A 15,814-nucleotide genomic window follows, 5' to 3' on the forward strand; every position below is an offset into this window, starting at 1 on the left:
CCTTATGCTTCGCGGTGATAGAGGCGACAGGCGACCTGGCCGGCCACCTTTTCACGATGTAATGTCCAGCCCGCGGGCACCGGCGGCATGGCGTTTTCCACCTCGCTTTCGACATAGATCAGCGCCTCTTCGGCCAGCCAGCCGTTTTTTTCCAGCAGGGCGAGCGTTTCTTCCAGCAGCCCTTTACGAAACGGCGGATCGACAAACACGATGGTGTGCGGCCTGCCCGGCTGCGCCAGATAATTCAACGTATTGGTATTGATGACCTGGCCGTTTGCCGCTTTCAGCGTGACGAGGTTCTTCTGCAGCTGCTGCGAGACTGCGCGATCCATCTCCAGAAGCGTTGCGCTTGCGGCGTAGCGGGAAAGCGCCTCCAGCCCCAGCGCGCCGCTGCCGGCGAAGCAGTCCAGCACGTTGGCGTCCACCATCGACGGCGCCAGCCAGTTGAACAGCGTTTCGCGTATCCGGTCGGTGGTTGGACGCAGGCCCGGGCTGTCGGGAACGGGAAGCTTACGGCCGCGCCAGAGCCCGCCGATGATGCGGATCTGGCCTGCGCCTGAGGATTGGGGTTTCTTCATGAGACTCACTGCGATGCGATTTTTGTCGACTATTCTAGCGGCGTGAGGCAGGAGGGGAAACCTTATTCCGCCAGAGTGCCGCTAGCTGTGGGAAAGTGATAGACTAACATATTCAATCGATGATTATTTTCAGCGCCCGGGACAACGATGCTCGGGCCTGTGCCATGAATCAACAGCGAGGAGTACATTCGCAAATGGCGAAAGAGAAAAAACGCGGCTTTTTTTCCTGGTTGGGCTTTGGTCAGAAAGAGCAGGAACCGGAACAAGAAACAGAACAAAAAGTTATAGAAGAACCACCGGTTGCCGAAGATCCTGCCGAGCCGAAGGCTGAACAAGCCGTCGAGCCGGCGCAGCCGCAGGCCGCTGAGGAAAGCGCCCGGCCGGCAGCGGAAGTTGAGCCTGCAGCGCCTGGCGAGCAGGAAACCGAAGCCTTCGCCGAAGAGATTGTGGAAGTCAGCGAAAAGCTGGCTGAAAGCGAAGCGAATACAGCGGTTGCCGAGCCGCAAGCCGCTGAAGCGGAGGTAGTGCACGAGCCGGAACCCGCGGCCCAACCGCAGGCCGTTATCGAACATGAAGAGCTGCCGCTGCCGGAAGAAGTCGCTGAGGTTGAACCGGAAGCGGAAGAGTGGCAGGCAGAGCAGGACAGCATTGTTGCAGACACCGTCGCTGAAATCGAAGAACTCGTCGCCGCGCATATTGAATATGAGCCCGCTGAAGAAGCGCCGGTAGAAACCGAGGCGGTTACGCCAGCGGAAGAAGACGCGCAGGAACGGCTCCAGCAGGATGACGCGCAGCAGGAGCAGGAGAGACCGACCAAAGAGGGCTTCTTCGCGCGCCTTAAACGCAGCCTGCTGAAAACTAAACAGAATCTCGGTTCCGGATTTATCAGTCTGTTCCGCGGTAAGAAAATCGACGACGATCTGTTTGAAGAGCTGGAAGAGCAGCTGCTGATAGCCGACGTCGGCGTTGAAACCACCCGTAAAATCATCAGCAACCTGACCGAAGGCGCGAGCCGCAAAGAGCTGCGCGACGCCGAAGCGCTTTATGGCCTGCTGAAGGAAGAAATGGGCGAGATCCTGGCGAAAGTCGATGAGCCGCTCAACGTTGAAGGCAAGACGCCGTTCGTGATCCTGATGGTGGGCGTAAACGGCGTGGGTAAAACCACCACCATCGGCAAGCTGGCGCGTCAGTTCCAGCAGGAAGGCAAATCGGTGATGCTGGCGGCGGGGGATACCTTCCGCGCGGCGGCGGTCGAACAGCTGCAGGTGTGGGGCCAGCGCAACAATATTCCCGTTGTCGCCCAGCATACCGGCGCGGACTCCGCTTCGGTTATTTTCGATGCGATTCAGGCGGCCAAAGCGCGCGGCGTCGACGTATTGTTAGCCGATACCGCAGGGCGCCTGCAGAACAAAGCGCACCTGATGGAAGAGCTGAAGAAAATCGTTCGCGTGATGAAAAAGCTGGACGAAGACGCCCCGCATGAGGTTATGCTCACCATTGATGCCAGTACCGGTCAGAATGCGGTAAGCCAGGCGAAACTGTTCCATGAAGCCGTAGGGCTGACGGGCATCACCCTGACTAAACTGGATGGCACAGCCAAAGGCGGCGTGATTTTCTCCGTGGCCGATCAGTTTGGCATTCCGATTCGCTACATTGGCGTCGGCGAACGAATTGAGGATTTACGTCCGTTTAAAGCGGACGATTTTATTGAGGCACTTTTTGCCCGAGAGGATTAACAATGATTCGCTTTGAACACGTCAGTAAAGCCTATCTCGGTGGAAGACAGGCGTTGCAGGGAGTCACCTTCCATATGCAACCCGGCGAGATGGCCTTTCTGACCGGCCACTCTGGCGCAGGGAAAAGCACCCTGCTGAAGCTTATCTGCGGTATTGAACGGCCAAGCGCCGGGAAAATCTCTTTCAGCGGCCATGATATCAGCCGTCTGAAAAGCCGGGAGGTGCCGTTCCTGCGGCGCCAGATCGGCATGATCTTCCAGGATCACCACCTGCTGATGGACCGAACGGTTTACGACAACGTGGCGATCCCGCTGATTATCGCCGGGGCCAGCGGAGAAGATATTCGCCGTCGCGTAAGCGCCGCGCTGGATAAGGTCGGCCTGCTGGACAAAGCGAAGAACTTCCCGATTCAGCTCTCCGGCGGCGAGCAGCAGCGCGTAGGCATCGCCCGCGCGGTGGTCAATAAGCCTGCCGTACTGCTGGCGGACGAACCGACAGGCAACCTCGATGACGCGCTCTCGGAAGGGATTTTGCGCCTGTTCGAAGAGTTTAACCGCGTTGGGGTAACAGTGCTGATGGCGACGCACGACATCGGCCTTATCTCCCGTCGTAACTATCGTATGTTGACGTTAAGCGACGGCCATTTGCATGGAGGCCTGGCAGGTGAATAAACGCAACGCGCTCAATCACATCAAGCGCTTTAGCAACAAGCTGGATAAAATCAACCGGCTCAACAAGCTTGGGGATCTGGGCCGCTCGGTAAAAAAACGCGGCAAAGGGCCGCAGTCAAAAGCTCGTTCCCTCAAGGGCGGCGTGAACGAACAGTTCCGCTACGCCTGGGAAGGCGCGGTACAGGATCTTAAAAGCAAGCCTCTGGCCACTTTCCTTACGGTGATGGTTATCGCCATTTCGCTTACGCTGCCGAGCGTGTGCTACATGGTGTATAAAAACGTGAATCACGCCGCGACGCAGTACTATCCTTCGCCGCAAATCACCGTTTATCTCGATAAAGCGCTGGATGATAACGCGGCCCAGCAGGTGGTGGGCGCTATTCAGGCCGAAGAGGGCGTTGATAAAGTTAACTATCTTTCGCGCGACGAGGCGCTTGGCGAGTTCCGCAACTGGTCAGGTTTTGGCGGCGCGCTGGATATGCTGGAGGAAAACCCGCTGCCGGCGGTAGCGGTGGTGAATCCGAAGCTGGACTTCCAGAGCACGGACCATCTGAACACCCTGCGCGATCGCGTGGCGCGTATTAACGGCGTGGACGAAGTACGCATGGACGACAGCTGGTTCGCGCGCCTTGCCGCGCTGACGGGGCCTTGTCGGGCGGGTATCGGCCATGATCGGTATTTTGATGGTTGCCGCCGTATTCCTGGTGATCGGCAACAGCGTGAGGCTGAGCATTTTTGCCCGCCGCGATACGATTAACGTCCAGAAACTGATTGGCGCGACGGACGGTTTTATCCTGCGTCCTTTCCTGTACGGCGGCGCGCTGCTGGGTTTCACCGGCGCCTTTTTATCGCTGATACTCTCGGAAATTCTGGTGCTGCGGCTGTCGTCCGCGGTAACGGAAGTGGCGCAGGTCTTCGGAACGAAGTTCGATATTTCGGGCTTAGGTTTTGATGAATGCCTGCTGCTGCTGCTGGTGTCCGCGATGATTGGCTGGACGGCCGCCTGGATCGCCACCGTGCAACATTTACGTCGCTTTACCCCAGAATAAATTTTTTTTGATATACTTTGTCCCCGGCTTACGGTACTTCCGTTAGCAGGGGACAGGGCCCCATCTTCGGTTCGCCGTTTCTCCTGCCGTAGTAGTTGTGCTGTCACATTTTGTGTGTAATCTATACACAGCCATACATTGAACTTGTGGATAAGATCACTGTCTGAGAGTAGTGTGGATGGTACGGTTTGGCACCTTAACGTGAAGTCAGGCCTTTGCTGCATAAAGAATGGCTGTAGCAATCTGTACGTTAGTCTCTAAGAGAGGATTTGAATGACCAAAGAAATGCAAAATTTAGCTTTAGCCCCTGTTGGTAACCTGGAATCCTATATCCGGGCCGCTAACTCCTGGCCGATGTTAACGGCTGAGGAAGAGAAGGAGCTGGCTGAAAAGCTGCATTACCAGGGCGATCTGGAAGCAGCGAAAAGGCTGATCCTGTCTCACCTGCGCTTTGTTGTTCACATCGCTCGTAATTATTCGGGCTATGGCCTGCCGCAGGCTGACCTGATTCAGGAAGGCAATATCGGCCTGATGAAAGCGGTGCGCCGCTTCAACCCGGAAGTGGGTGTCCGCTTGGTCTCCTTTGCCGTGCACTGGATCAAGGCCGAAATTCACGAATACGTGCTGCGTAACTGGCGTATTGTGAAAGTGGCGACCACTAAAGCGCAGCGTAAGCTGTTCTTTAACCTGCGTAAGACTAAACAACGTCTGGGGTGGTTTAATCAGGACGAAGTGGAAATGGTCGCCAGCGAGCTTGGCGTATCCAGCAAAGACGTGCGTGAGATGGAATCCCGCATGGCGGCGCAGGACATGACCTTTGACATGTCGAACGATGACGATTCCGACAGCGCGCCAATGGCGCCGGTGCTGTTCCTGCAGGATAAAACATCTAACTTTGCCGACGGCATTGAAGATGACAACTGGGAATCGCACGCCGCTGATAAGCTCAGCGACGCTATGCTGGGCCTTGACGAGCGCAGCCAGGACATCATCCGCGCGCGCTGGCTTGACGATGACAACAAAAGCACGCTGCAGGAACTGGCCGACCGCTACGGCGTTTCCGCAGAGCGCGTCCGTCAGCTCGAAAAGAACGCGATGAAAAAACTGCGCATGGCCATCGAAGCGTAACGCTTTCCCGCCGGACAAAAAAACCGCCTCCTGAGGCGGTTTTTTTATACCTGCAGTCTCCCGCCCGCTGCGTACTAAAACCAGCTGGCAAAATTGTTATTCCAAAAACCGCAAAATCGGGTATGTTTTTAGCACGCAGCGCTGCTAAGGCACAGGTAGCTTCTGCTTAAAAAATAAAACCGTGCCGAACAACACAACAGATACCAATCACAACAAGAATGGGGATTCTCAGGATGAAAATGAAGGGCAAAGCGTTACTGGCTGGCTGTATCGCGCTGGCGATGAGCAATGCGGCATTTGCAAAGGATATTAAAGTCGCGGTAGTGGGCGCCATGTCAGGCCCGGTTGCGCAGTATGGCGACCAGGAGTTCACCGGCGCAGAGCAGGCGGTTGCCGATATCAACGCCAAAGGCGGCATCAAGGGCGACAAGCTGGTTATCACCAAATACGACGATGCCTGCGATCCGAAACAAGCGGTTGCGGTCGCTAACAAAGTTATTAACGATGGCGTTAAGTACGTTATCGGCCACCTGTGCTCCTCTTCCACCCAGCCTGCCTCTGACATTTACGAAGACGAAGGCGTGCTGATGATTACCCCTGCGGCAACCGCGCCGGAGCTTACCGCTCGCGGCTATAAGCTGACTCTGCGCACCACGGGTCTGGACTCCGATCAGGGCCCAACCGCGGCGAAATACATCCTTGAGCACGTAAAACCGAAAAATATCGCCGTTATCCACGATAAGCAGCAGTACGGCGAAGGCCTGGCGCGCTCAGTGCAGGACAACCTGAAAAAAGGCGGCGCGAACGTGGTGTTCTTTGACGGCATCACCGCAGGCGAGAAAGATTTCTCCACGCTGGTGGCGCGCCTGAAGAAAGAAAACATCGATTTCGTCTACTACGGCGGCTACCACCCGGAAATGGGCCAGATCCTGCGCCAGTCTCGTGCCGCCGGCCTGAAAACCCAGTTTATGGGGCCGGAAGGCGTGGCGAACGTTTCCCTGTCTAACATTGCCGGCGCATCTGCCGAAGGCATGTTAGTGACCAAGCCGAAAAACTACGATCAGGTGCCTGCTAACAAACCTATTGTGGATGCCATTAAAGCGAAGAAACAGGATCCCAGCGGCGCATTCGTATGGACCACCTATGCCGCGCTGCAATCGCTGGCGGCAGGCCTGAATCAATCAGAAGACCCGGCGGAAATCGCCACCTGGCTGAAGGCGAATAAGGTGGACACGGTAATGGGGCCGCTGTCCTGGGACGAGAAGGGCGACCTGAAAGGCTTTGAGTTCGGCGTGTTTACCTGGCATGCCAACGGTACTGCCACCGACGCTAAATAAAACTTGTCGGGCGGCGCTGACGCTTGCCCGACCTGCCATTGTTCAGGCGATCGTAGGTCGGATAAGCGCTGCGCCATCCGGCCTTTAACCTACTTCTCCCAGCCGCCGGTCTGCGCCCGGAATCCCAGCGCCTGCATAAACGCCGCCATCACGCCGCGGTCTTCCACGCCCACGTCGGCCATCCACCAGTGCGTCACCTCCGGGTTATCCCGAATGACCTCTTCCACTAAATACTGGCCCACGCCTCTGCGACGGGTAATTTCACGCACGCGAAGCGAGTCCAGCGCGCCTTGCGTACCTGTCAGCGTTACGCGTACCGCGCCAAGCAGGCGGTCATTAAATTTTGCTGCATAAATTCGATGGGTGTCACTGAGCCTGAGCGAAGCGCTGGAATATTCCGGCCAGATCTTAGCGAGATCGATCTCATCCTGGGCACTACACTCAAACAGACGAATGATGGTGAGTTTCATAAGCGAGCTAACCAAAAAGCGGGAAAACCCCGAGTGTAACCAATTTATTTGCGCCAGACGCTTTATCTTTTTTCAGCTCCTGAGCAGTCGATTACATTATGTGACAAACCTTAAGCAGTTCGAAACGCGTCGGATTGAAATTTGTTCAGTATAAAACCCTAAAACCCAGTGAATTATTCCGCTCTTTGTACCGCTATTTTATGCTGTAAAGCGCGCTTTTTTTTGTTTCGCTCAGCGCAAATACAGAATAATATCTCTGCTTAATAGCCTGAAAAATAGAGCTTTTAAGTGCAAAAAATGTAAATTTTAGCGCTAAGCCATTAAAGGCAATGATAAAAATCATAATTGATTATAAAAAGCACAGCTCGCTTTTTAACCAGCATAAAACCATAAAATCACGAAAGAAATGGGGATTGAAACGGATGAAAATGAACGCGAAGACATTACTCGCCGGGATCGTTGCTTTGGCGGTGTCTCACGCGGCAACCGCTAAAGACATTAAAGTGGCTGTTGTCGGGGCGATGTCCGGCCCGGTAGCGCAGTGGGGCGACATGGAGTTCAACGGCGCTCGCCAGGCTATTAAAGACATCAACGCCAAAGGCGGCATTAAAGGCGATAAGCTCGTGGCGGTGGAATACGACGATGCCTGCGATCCTAAACAGGCCGTCGCCGTCGCCAACAAAATCGTTAACGACGGCGTGCGCTATGTGATTGGCCACCTGTGCTCTTCTTCCACCCAGCCCGCGTCCGATATCTACGAAGACGAAGGCATTCTGGTGATTACCCCGGGCGCGACAAACCCCGAGCTGACAAGCCGCGGCTACCAGATGATTATGCGCACCGCGGGGCTTGATTCCTCCCAGGGACCCACGGCTTCTAAATACATCCTTGAACACGTTAAGCCGCAGCGCATCGCTATCATTCACGATAAGCAGCAGTACGGCGAAGGCCTCGCGCGCTCTGTACAGGACGGTCTGAAAAAAGCCGGCGCCAATATCGTCTTCTTCGACGGTATCACCGCGGGCGATAAAGACTTCTCCACGCTGGTTGCCCGCCTGCAAAAAGAAAATATCGATTTCGTTTACTACGGCGGTTACTACCCGGAAATGGGCCAGATCCTGCGCCAGGCGCGCGCCGTCGGCCTGAAAACCCAGTTTATGGGGCCGGAAGGCGTGGGCAACGCCTCGCTGTCCAATATCGCAGGCAAGGCGGGCGAAGGCATGCTCGTGACTATGCCGAAACGCTATGACCAGGACCCGGCGAACAAAGCTATCGTCGATGCGCTCAAAGCCGGGAAGAAAGACCCAAGCGGTCCGTATGTGTGGATCACCTACGCTGCGGTGCAGTCTCTGGCTACCGCGCTTGAACGCAGCGGCAGCGCAGAACCTGCCGATCTGGTTAAGGATTTGAAAGCAAAAGGTGCGAACACCGTGATTGGGCCGCTGAACTGGGATGAGAAAGGCGATCTGAAGGGATTTGAGTTTGGTGTCTTCCAGTGGCACGCCGATGGTTCGTCCTCCGTGGCGAAATAAGGCGAAGGCTATAAATGAGTCATCCCACCTTCCGGGCGTAAAACCCGGAAGGCATAAGAAAGGTTAAGTTATGTCCGAGCAGTTTCTCTATTTCCTTCAGCAGATGTTTAACGGCGTCACGCTGGGCAGCACCTACGCGCTTATCGCCATCGGCTATACCATGGTGTACGGCATTATCGGCATGATTAACTTCGCCCACGGCGAAGTGTATATGATAGGCAGCTACGTCTCGTTTATGATCGTCGCCGCGCTGATGATGCTGGGCATCGACGTAGGCTGGATGCTGGTAGGCGCGGGCTTTATCGGCGCGATTATTATTGCCAGCGCCTACGGCTGGAGCATCGAACGCGTGGCCTACAAGCCGGTGCGTAACTCCAAGCGCCTGATCGCTCTGATCTCCGCCATCGGGATGTCCATCTTCCTGCAAAACTACGTCAGCCTGACGGAAGGTTCGCGCGATATCGCGTTACCTAGCCTGTTTAACGGCCAGTGGGTTATCGGCGCGAGCGAGAACTTCACCGCCACCATTACCACTATGCAGCTTGTTATCTGGGTCGTGACCTTCATCGCGATGCTGGCGCTGACGCTGTTTATCCGCTATTCCCGCATGGGGCGCGCCTGCCGCGCCTGTGCGGAAGATCTGAAAATGGCGAGCCTGCTGGGCATTAACACCGACCGCGTTATCTCTCTGACCTTCGTGATCGGCGCGGCGATGGCGGCGGTCGCGGGCGTGCTGCTCGGCCAGTTCTACGGGGTAATCAACCCGTATATCGGCTTTATGGCGGGCATGAAAGCCTTTACCGCGGCGGTTCTGGGCGGTATCGGCAGCATTCCGGGCGCGATGATTGGCGGCCTGATTCTGGGCGTTGCCGAAGCGCTGACCTCGGCATATCTGAGCACCGAATATAAAGACGTTGTCTCCTTTGCCCTGCTTATCGTCGTGCTGCTGGTGATGCCTACCGGTATTCTGGGCCGCCCGGAGGTCGAAAAAGTATGAAACCGATGCATATTGTTTTTTCTGCCCTTTCGGCGGCAATGTTCTTCGTGCTGGCGGGCGTCTTTATGGGCGTGCAGCTCAGCCTTGACGGCACCCGGCTGGTGGTGAACAGCGCCGATTCCGTGCGCTGGGAGTGGGTCTGGATCGGCACCGCCGTGGTCTTTGTTTTCCAGCTGCTGCGCCCGCTGTTCCAGAAAGGCCTGAAGAAAGTTTCCGGGCCGAAGTTTGTGCTGCCCGCGCTGGACGGCTCGACGCCGAAGCAAAAAATCTTCCTGTTTGCCCTGCTGATCCTCGCCGTCGCGTGGCCGTTTATGGTCTCACGCGGCACCGTGGATATCGCTACGCTTACGATGATCTACATTATCCTCGGCCTTGGCCTGAACGTGGTGGTCGGCCTGTCCGGCCTGCTGGTGCTGGGTTACGGCGGTTTCTACGCCATCGGCGCTTATACCTTTGCTCTGCTTAACCATTATTACGGCCTGGGATTCTGGACGTGCCTGCCGATTGCCGGCCTGGTGTCCGCCGCCGCGGGCTTCCTGCTGGGCTTCCCGGTGCTGCGTCTGCGCGGCGACTACCTGGCGATTGTAACGCTCGGCTTCGGCGAAATCGTCCGTATCCTGCTGCTGAACAATACCGAAATCACCGGCGGCCCGAACGGCATCAGCCAGATCCCGAAACCGACGCTGTTCGGCCTGGAGTTCAGCCGTACCGCGCGCGAAGGCGGCTGGGATACCTTCAGCAACTTCTTCAATATCGCCTACAACCCCGGCGACAGGATCATCTTCCTTTATCTGGTTGCCCTGCTGCTGGTGGTGCTGTCGCTGTTCGTGATTAACCGCCTGCTGCGCATGCCGCTTGGGCGCGCGTGGGAAGCGCTGCGTGAAGATGAAATCGCCTGTCGTTCGCTGGGCCTGAACCCGACGCGCATCAAGCTGACCGCTTTTACCATCAGCGCCGCGTTTGCGGGCTTCGCCGGTACGCTGTTCGCCGCGCGCCAGGGCTTCGTCAGTCCGGAATCGTTCACCTTCGCCGAATCCGCGTTTGTGCTGGCGATTGTGGTGCTCGGCGGGATGGGCTCGCAGTTCGCCGTCATTCTCGCCGCGATCCTGCTGGTGGTATCGCGTGAACTGATGCGTGACCTGAACGAATACAGCATGCTGGTACTGGGCGGCCTGATGGTGCTGATGATGATCTGGCGTCCGCAGGGCCTGCTGCCGATGACGCGTCCGCAATTGAAGCTGAAAAAAGAGCAGATAGAACAAGTGAAAGGAGAGCAGGCATGAGTCAGCCATTGTTATCCGTAAACGGCCTGATGATGCGTTTCGGCGGCCTGCTCGCCGTCAACAATGTCGCCCTGGAGCTGCACCCTCAGGAGATCGTTTCGCTCATCGGCCCGAATGGCGCCGGTAAAACCACGGTATTTAACTGCCTGACCGGCTTTTATAAGCCAACCGGCGGCACCATTATGCTGCGCGACCAGCATCTTGAAGGACTGCCGGGCCAGCAGATAGCCCGCATGGGCGTGGTGCGGACTTTTCAGCACGTGCGCCTTTTCCGCGAAATGACGGTGATTGAAAACCTGCTGGTGGCGCAGCATATGCAGCTGAAAACCGGTGTTTTCTCGGGGCTGCTGAAAACGCCGGGCTTCCGCCGCGCCCAGAGCGAAGCGCTGGACCGCGCTGCGGTCTGGCTTGAACGTATCGGCCTGCTTGAGCAGGCAAACCGCCAGGCGAGCAACCTGGCGTATGGCGATCAGCGTCGTCTGGAGATTGCCCGCTGCATGGTGACGCAGCCGGAAATCCTGATGCTTGACGAGCCGGCCGCCGGCCTTAACCCGAAAGAAACCCACGAGCTCGACGAGCTGATTATGGAGCTGCGTAATCATCACAACACCACGGTGCTGCTGATTGAGCACGACATGAAGCTGGTGATGGGTATTTCCGATCGTATTTACGTGGTCAATCAGGGAACGCCGTTAGCCAACGGCACGCCGGAGCAAATCCGCAACAACCCTGACGTTATCCGCGCCTACCTGGGTGAGGCATAGAATGGAAAATGTAATGCTGTCTTTTGACAATGTAAGCGCCCACTACGGCAAGATTCAGGCGCTTCACGAGGTCAGTCTGCATATTAAACAGGGTGAGATCGTCACCCTCATCGGGGCAAACGGCGCGGGTAAAACGACGCTGCTGGGTACGCTATGCGGCGATCCGCGCGCGTCCGGCGGTAAAATCACCTTTGACGGCAAAGATATTACCGACTGGCATACCGCTCGCATCATGCGTGAAGCCGTCGCTATTGTGCCGGAGGGCCGTCGCGTATTTTCGCGCATGACGGTGGAGGAAAACCTGGCGATGGGCGGTTTCTTCGCCGAGCGCGAACAGTTCCAGCAGCGTATCAAGCGCGTCTACGATCTGTTCCCACGCCTGTATGAACGTCGCATTCAACGGGCGGGCACCATGTCCGGCGGCGAGCAGCAGATGCTGGCCATCGGCCGCGCGCTGATGAGCCAGCCGCGCCTGCTGCTGCTCGACGAGCCGTCGCTGGGACTTGCGCCGATCATTATCCAGCAGATTTTCGACACCATCGAACAGCTGCGCGGCGAAGGCATGACCATCTTCCTGGTCGAGCAGAACGCCAACCAGGCGCTGAAGCTTGCCGATCGCGGCTACGTGCTGGAAAACGGCCACGTGGTGCTGGAAGATACCGGCGATGCCCTGCTGGCCAATGAGGCGGTGCGCAGCGCTTACTTAGGCGGATAACACGCTTAATACTCTATCAGGAGCCTGCGGGCTCCTTTTTTATGAGCGTCTATAAAGTTGTACGCCATACTTGTACAGTTCATGCGTACCTGAAGGAGAGCAATATGAACACAATGAACTATAGTGAGGCGCGCCAGAATCTTGCCGTCGAGGAAATCGCAGACCAGCTGCGTCTGGTTTAAGTTAGTCATTTCTCCTTCATCTCACCGTCACGATCCTGTCACCCTACGGTTATTTTTCTGTCATTCGCGCATGTCATGTTTTGATGCGAACAAAAACGCGTGTTTTCGCGCTTTTAACCTCATAACAAGAGAGATAAGACATGACTGCATCGTTACGACGTACGGCCCTTTGCCTGGCGCTTGGATGTGCACTCAGCAGCAACGCCTTCGCCGCGACCTCTATCCCTTTCTGGCATTCAATGGAAGGGGAGCTCGGCAAGGAGGTGGACTCCCTGGCAAGCCGCTTCAACGAAACGCATCCGGATTACAAAATCGTCCCGGTTTATAAAGGCAACTACGAGCAGAACCTGGCGGCGGGCATCGCCGCTTTCCGCTCCGGCAACGCGCCGGCGATTTTGCAGGTTTATGAAGTGGGCACAGCGACCATGATGGCCTCAAAAGCCATCAAGCCGGTGTACGAAGTGTTTAGCGACGCGGGCATTAAGTTCGATGAGTCTCAGTTTGTGCCGACGGTTTCCGGTTACTACACCGACTCCAAAAGCGGCCACCTGCTGTCCCAGCCGTTTAACAGCTCCACGCCGGTGCTTTACTACAACAAAGACGCCTTCAAAAAAGCCGGCCTGAACCCGGAGCAGCCGCCAAAAACCTGGCAGGAGCTGGCTGAGTACACGGCTAAGCTGAAAGCGGCCGGCATGAAGTGCGGCTACGCCAGCGGCTGGCAGGGCTGGATTCAGATTGAAAACTTCAGCGCCTGGCACGGCCTGCCGGTAGCCACCCAAAACAACGGCTTCGACGGCACCGATGCGGTTCTTGAGTTCAACAAGCCGGAGCAGGTCAAACATATCGCCATGCTGGAAGAGCTGAATAAAAAGGGCGATTTCAGCTATTTCGGCCGCAAAGATGAATCCACCGAGAAGTTCTACAACGGCGACTGCGCCATTACCACCGCCTCCTCCGGTTCGCTGGCCGATATTCGCCAGTACGCCAAATTCAACTACGGCGTGGGCATGATGCCTTACGACGCAGACGTGCCGAACGCGCCGCAGAACGCCATCATCGGCGGAGCTAGCCTGTGGGTGATGCAGGGTAAAGACGCCGCGACCTACAAAGGCGTGGCCGAGTTTATGCAGTTCCTCGCCCAGCCTGAAATTGCAGCCGAATGGCACCAGAAAACCGGCTATCTGCCGATCACCAAAGCAGCCTATGACCTGACGCGCGAGCAGGGCTTCTACGAGAAAAATCCAGGGGCCGATATCGCCACCCGCCAGATGCTGAACAAGCCGCCGTTGCCGTTCACCAAAGGGCTGCGTCTGGGCAACATGCCGCAGATCCGCACCATCGTGGACGAAGAGCTGGAGTCGGTATGGACCGGTAAGAAAACGCCTCAGCAGGCTTTAGACAGCGCGGTTGAGCGCGGTAACCAGCTGCTGCGCCGTTTCGAGCAGTCGACGAAATCCTGATTGTGTCGGATGGCGCTGCGCTTATCCGACCTACGTTAACCCCGGCTGATGATAGCGTTGCGCTTATCCGACCAGCGTTAACCCTGGCTGATGATGGCGCTGCGCCGCTCTGGCCTGGCTTTTCTACGTAGGGTGGATAAGCGTATGCGTCATCCACCTTTAATATTTACAAGAGTTGCCTATGTCCTCATCTCGTCCGGTGTTCCGCTCAGGCTGGCTTCCTTACGCGTTAGTTCTGCCGCAGTTGCTTATCACGGTTATCTTTTTCATCTGGCCTGCGGGCGAAGCGCTGTGGTATTCGCTGCAAAGCGTCGATCCGTTCGGGCTTTCCAGCACTTTTGTCGGGTTGGATAATTTCACCCAGCTTTTCAATGACAGCTACTATCTGGACGCCTTCTACACCACGCTGATTTTCAGCGGCATGGTCGCGGGCAGCGGCCTGCTGGTCTCGCTGTTTTTCGCCGCTCTGGTGGATTACGTGGTGCGCGGCAGCCGGCTATACCAGACGCTGATGCTGCTGCCTTACGCTGTCGCTCCCGCCATTGCCGCGGTGCTGTGGATCTTCCTTTTTAACCCTGGCCGCGGCCTGCTCACCCACGTGCTGGAGCAGTTTGGCTATCACTGGAACCACGCGCAGAACAGCGGCCAGGCGATGTTCCTCGTGGTGTTCGCCTCGGTGTGGAAGCAGATCAGCTACAACTTCCTGTTCTTTTTCGCGGCGCTGCAATCTATTCCCCGCTCGCTGGTGGAGGCCGCCGCCATCGACGGCGCCGGGCCGGTGCGCCGCTTCTTTAAGCTGTCGCTGCCGCTGATTGCGCCGGTGAGCTTCTTCCTGCTGGTGGTGAATCTGGTGTACGCCTTTTTCGACACCTTCCCGGTTATCGACGCCGCGACCGGCGGCGGCCCCGGTACAGGCCACCACCACGCTTATCTATAAAATCTACCGCGAAGGATTCGCCGGGCTGGATCTCTCCGCCTCGGCCGCGCAATCCGTGGTGCTGATGCTGCTGGTGATTGTGCTGACGGTTATCCAGTTTCGCTTCGTCGAACGTAAGGTGCGCTACCAATGATTGAGAACCGCCGCGGGCTGACGATTTTCAGCCACGCCATGCTGATCCTTGGCATCATCGTGATCCTGTTCCCGCTGTACGTCGCCTTCGTTGCCGCGACGCTGGACGGCGCCGCCGTATTCCAGACGCCCATGACGCTGATTCCCGGCGGCCATCTGCTGGAAAACATGGCTAACATCTGGGCGCACGGCGTGGGCGCCAACAGCGCGCCTTTTGGCCTGATGCTGCTCAACAGCCTGGTGATGGCGCTGGGCATCACGCTGGGCAAAATCATCGTGTCGATGCTTTCCGCCTTCGCCATCGTCTGGTTCCGCTTCCCGCTGCGCAACCTGTTCTTCTGGATGATTTTTATCACCCTGATGCTGCCGGTTGAGGTGCGTATTTTCCCGACGGTAGAGGTCATCGCAAACCTGAAGATGCTCGACAGCTATGCGGGGCTGACTTTGCCGCTGATGGCCTCGGCTACCGCCACTTTCCTGTTTCGCCAGTTCTTTATGACCCTGCCGGACGAGCTGCTGGAAGCCGCCCGCATCGACGGGGCGTCGCCCATGCGCTTCTTCCGCGACATCGTGCTGCCGCTGTCGAAAACCAATCTGGCGGCGCTGTTCGTTATCACTTTTATCTATGGCTGGAACCAGTATCTGTGGCCGCTATTGATTATCAGCGATGCAAACCTCGGCACGGCGGTGGCGGGCATCAAAGGGATGATGTCCTCCGGCGAAGGCACCACCCAATGGAACCAGGTGATGGCGGCGATGCTGCTGACCCTGATTCCCCCGGTGATTATCGTTTTAGTAATGCAGCGCGCTTTTGTGCGTGGCCTGGTTGATAGCGAGAAATAA

At 56.8% G+C, this 15,814-nt stretch carries 13 protein-coding genes and 2 pseudogenes; 13 read left to right on the top strand and 2 right to left on the bottom strand.

Annotation, left to right across the window (positions count from 1 at the left end; genetic code table 11):
- Positions 1-2: 2 nt before the first annotated feature.
- Positions 3-578, bottom strand: a complete 576-nt coding sequence (gene rsmD / locus WLO32_RS01210; protein WP_435946918.1) for a 16S rRNA (guanine(966)-N(2))-methyltransferase — start codon at positions 576-578, stop codon at positions 3-5.
- A 194-nt stretch (positions 579-772) separates the two neighbouring features.
- On the opposite strand from rsmD, the gene ftsY reads away from it, so the two are divergent.
- From ftsY to WLO32_RS01235, 5 genes and pseudogenes are all read left to right on the top strand, one after another.
- Positions 773-2,314 (top strand): signal recognition particle-docking protein FtsY, encoded by a 1,542-nt coding sequence (gene ftsY, locus WLO32_RS01215; RefSeq protein WP_435946919.1) that lies wholly within the window; start codon positions 773-775, stop codon positions 2,312-2,314.
- Positions 2,315-2,316: 2 nt separating this feature from the next.
- Positions 2,317-2,985: a cell division ATP-binding protein FtsE gene (ftsE, locus tag WLO32_RS01220; protein WP_121267521.1), complete on the top strand. Its 669-nt coding sequence runs from the start codon at positions 2,317-2,319 to the stop codon at positions 2,983-2,985.
- Positions 2,978-4,034 (top strand): annotated as a pseudogene (gene ftsX, locus WLO32_RS01225) (permease-like cell division protein FtsX). Before ftsE ends, ftsX begins: the two are co-directional and overlap by 8 nt.
- A 273-nt stretch (positions 4,035-4,307) precedes the next feature.
- The gene (rpoH, locus tag WLO32_RS01230) at positions 4,308-5,162 is read left to right on the top strand and encodes an RNA polymerase sigma factor RpoH (protein WP_435946920.1); all 855 of its coding nucleotides are present in this window, start codon (positions 4,308-4,310) and stop codon (positions 5,160-5,162) included.
- A gap of 233 nt (positions 5,163-5,395) precedes the next feature.
- On the top strand, positions 5,396-6,499 hold the full coding sequence (locus WLO32_RS01235; RefSeq protein WP_435946921.1) for a branched-chain amino acid ABC transporter substrate-binding protein: 1,104 nt from the start codon (positions 5,396-5,398) through the stop codon (positions 6,497-6,499).
- An 89-nt stretch (positions 6,500-6,588) separates the two neighbouring features.
- Here the strand turns inward: WLO32_RS01235 and panM are convergent, their stop codons facing one another.
- Complete coding sequence (gene panM / locus WLO32_RS01240; RefSeq protein WP_435946922.1) at positions 6,589-6,969, bottom strand: aspartate 1-decarboxylase autocleavage activator PanM; 381 nt, start codon at positions 6,967-6,969, stop codon at positions 6,589-6,591.
- Positions 6,970-7,391: 422 nt separating this feature from the next.
- Here panM and livK point away from each other — a divergent pair, with 422 nt between their 5' ends.
- The 8 genes and pseudogenes from livK to ugpE all read left to right on the top strand — a co-directional run bounded on the left by livK (position 7,392) and on the right by ugpE (position 15,814).
- Complete coding sequence (gene livK / locus WLO32_RS01245) at positions 7,392-8,501, top strand: high-affinity branched-chain amino acid ABC transporter substrate-binding protein LivK (RefSeq protein ID WP_435948225.1); 1,110 nt, start codon at positions 7,392-7,394, stop codon at positions 8,499-8,501.
- Between the two features lie 70 nt (positions 8,502-8,571).
- Entirely contained in the window at positions 8,572-9,498 is a 927-nt protein-coding gene (livH, locus tag WLO32_RS01250) for a high-affinity branched-chain amino acid ABC transporter permease LivH (protein WP_435946923.1), read from the top strand.
- Positions 9,495-10,781, top strand: coding sequence for a high-affinity branched-chain amino acid ABC transporter permease LivM (locus WLO32_RS01255; protein WP_435946924.1), 1,287 nt, complete (start codon positions 9,495-9,497; stop codon positions 10,779-10,781). Before livH ends, WLO32_RS01255 begins: the two co-directional genes overlap by 4 nt.
- Entirely contained in the window at positions 10,778-11,545 is a 768-nt protein-coding gene (gene livG, locus WLO32_RS01260) for a high-affinity branched-chain amino acid ABC transporter ATP-binding protein LivG (RefSeq protein ID WP_121267514.1), read from the top strand. The genes WLO32_RS01255 and livG overlap by 4 nt, the downstream gene beginning before the upstream one ends.
- A gap of 1 nt (position 11,546) precedes the next feature.
- A complete protein-coding gene (gene livF, locus WLO32_RS01265; RefSeq protein WP_435946925.1) occupies positions 11,547-12,260 on the top strand; it encodes a high-affinity branched-chain amino acid ABC transporter ATP-binding protein LivF in 714 nt (237 codons plus the stop codon).
- A gap of 322 nt (positions 12,261-12,582) precedes the next feature.
- A complete protein-coding gene (ugpB, locus tag WLO32_RS01270) occupies positions 12,583-13,902 on the top strand; it encodes a sn-glycerol-3-phosphate ABC transporter substrate-binding protein UgpB (RefSeq protein ID WP_435946926.1) in 1,320 nt (439 codons plus the stop codon).
- A gap of 181 nt (positions 13,903-14,083) precedes the next feature.
- A pseudogene (gene ugpA, locus WLO32_RS01275) lies at positions 14,084-14,972 on the top strand (sn-glycerol-3-phosphate ABC transporter permease UgpA).
- On the top strand, positions 14,969-15,814 hold the full coding sequence (ugpE, locus tag WLO32_RS01280) for a sn-glycerol-3-phosphate ABC transporter permease UgpE (protein ID WP_435946927.1): 846 nt from the start codon (positions 14,969-14,971) through the stop codon (positions 15,812-15,814). Before ugpA ends, ugpE begins: the two are co-directional and overlap by 4 nt.

Source organism: Dryocola mayonis (assembly GCF_051307045.1).
Taxonomy (GTDB): Bacteria; Pseudomonadota; Gammaproteobacteria; order Enterobacterales; family Enterobacteriaceae; genus Dryocola.

Coding starts and splice junctions, on each gene's coding strand:
- rsmD (WP_435946918.1), bottom strand. CDS start 578: ATGAAGAAACCCCAATCCTCAGGCGCAGGCCAGATCCGCATCATCGGC.
- ftsY (WP_435946919.1), top strand. CDS start 773: ATGGCGAAAGAGAAAAAACGCGGCTTTTTTTCCTGGTTGGGCTTTGGT.
- ftsE (WP_121267521.1), top strand. CDS start 2,317: ATGATTCGCTTTGAACACGTCAGTAAAGCCTATCTCGGTGGAAGACAG.
- rpoH (WP_435946920.1), top strand. CDS start 4,308: ATGACCAAAGAAATGCAAAATTTAGCTTTAGCCCCTGTTGGTAACCTG.
- WLO32_RS01235 (WP_435946921.1), top strand. CDS start 5,396: ATGAAAATGAAGGGCAAAGCGTTACTGGCTGGCTGTATCGCGCTGGCG.
- panM (WP_435946922.1), bottom strand. CDS start 6,969: ATGAAACTCACCATCATTCGTCTGTTTGAGTGTAGTGCCCAGGATGAG.
- livK (WP_435948225.1), top strand. CDS start 7,392: ATGAAAATGAACGCGAAGACATTACTCGCCGGGATCGTTGCTTTGGCG.
- livH (WP_435946923.1), top strand. CDS start 8,572: ATGTCCGAGCAGTTTCTCTATTTCCTTCAGCAGATGTTTAACGGCGTC.
- WLO32_RS01255 (WP_435946924.1), top strand. CDS start 9,495: ATGAAACCGATGCATATTGTTTTTTCTGCCCTTTCGGCGGCAATGTTC.
- livG (WP_121267514.1), top strand. CDS start 10,778: ATGAGTCAGCCATTGTTATCCGTAAACGGCCTGATGATGCGTTTCGGC.
- livF (WP_435946925.1), top strand. CDS start 11,547: ATGGAAAATGTAATGCTGTCTTTTGACAATGTAAGCGCCCACTACGGC.
- ugpB (WP_435946926.1), top strand. CDS start 12,583: ATGACTGCATCGTTACGACGTACGGCCCTTTGCCTGGCGCTTGGATGT.
- ugpE (WP_435946927.1), top strand. CDS start 14,969: ATGATTGAGAACCGCCGCGGGCTGACGATTTTCAGCCACGCCATGCTG.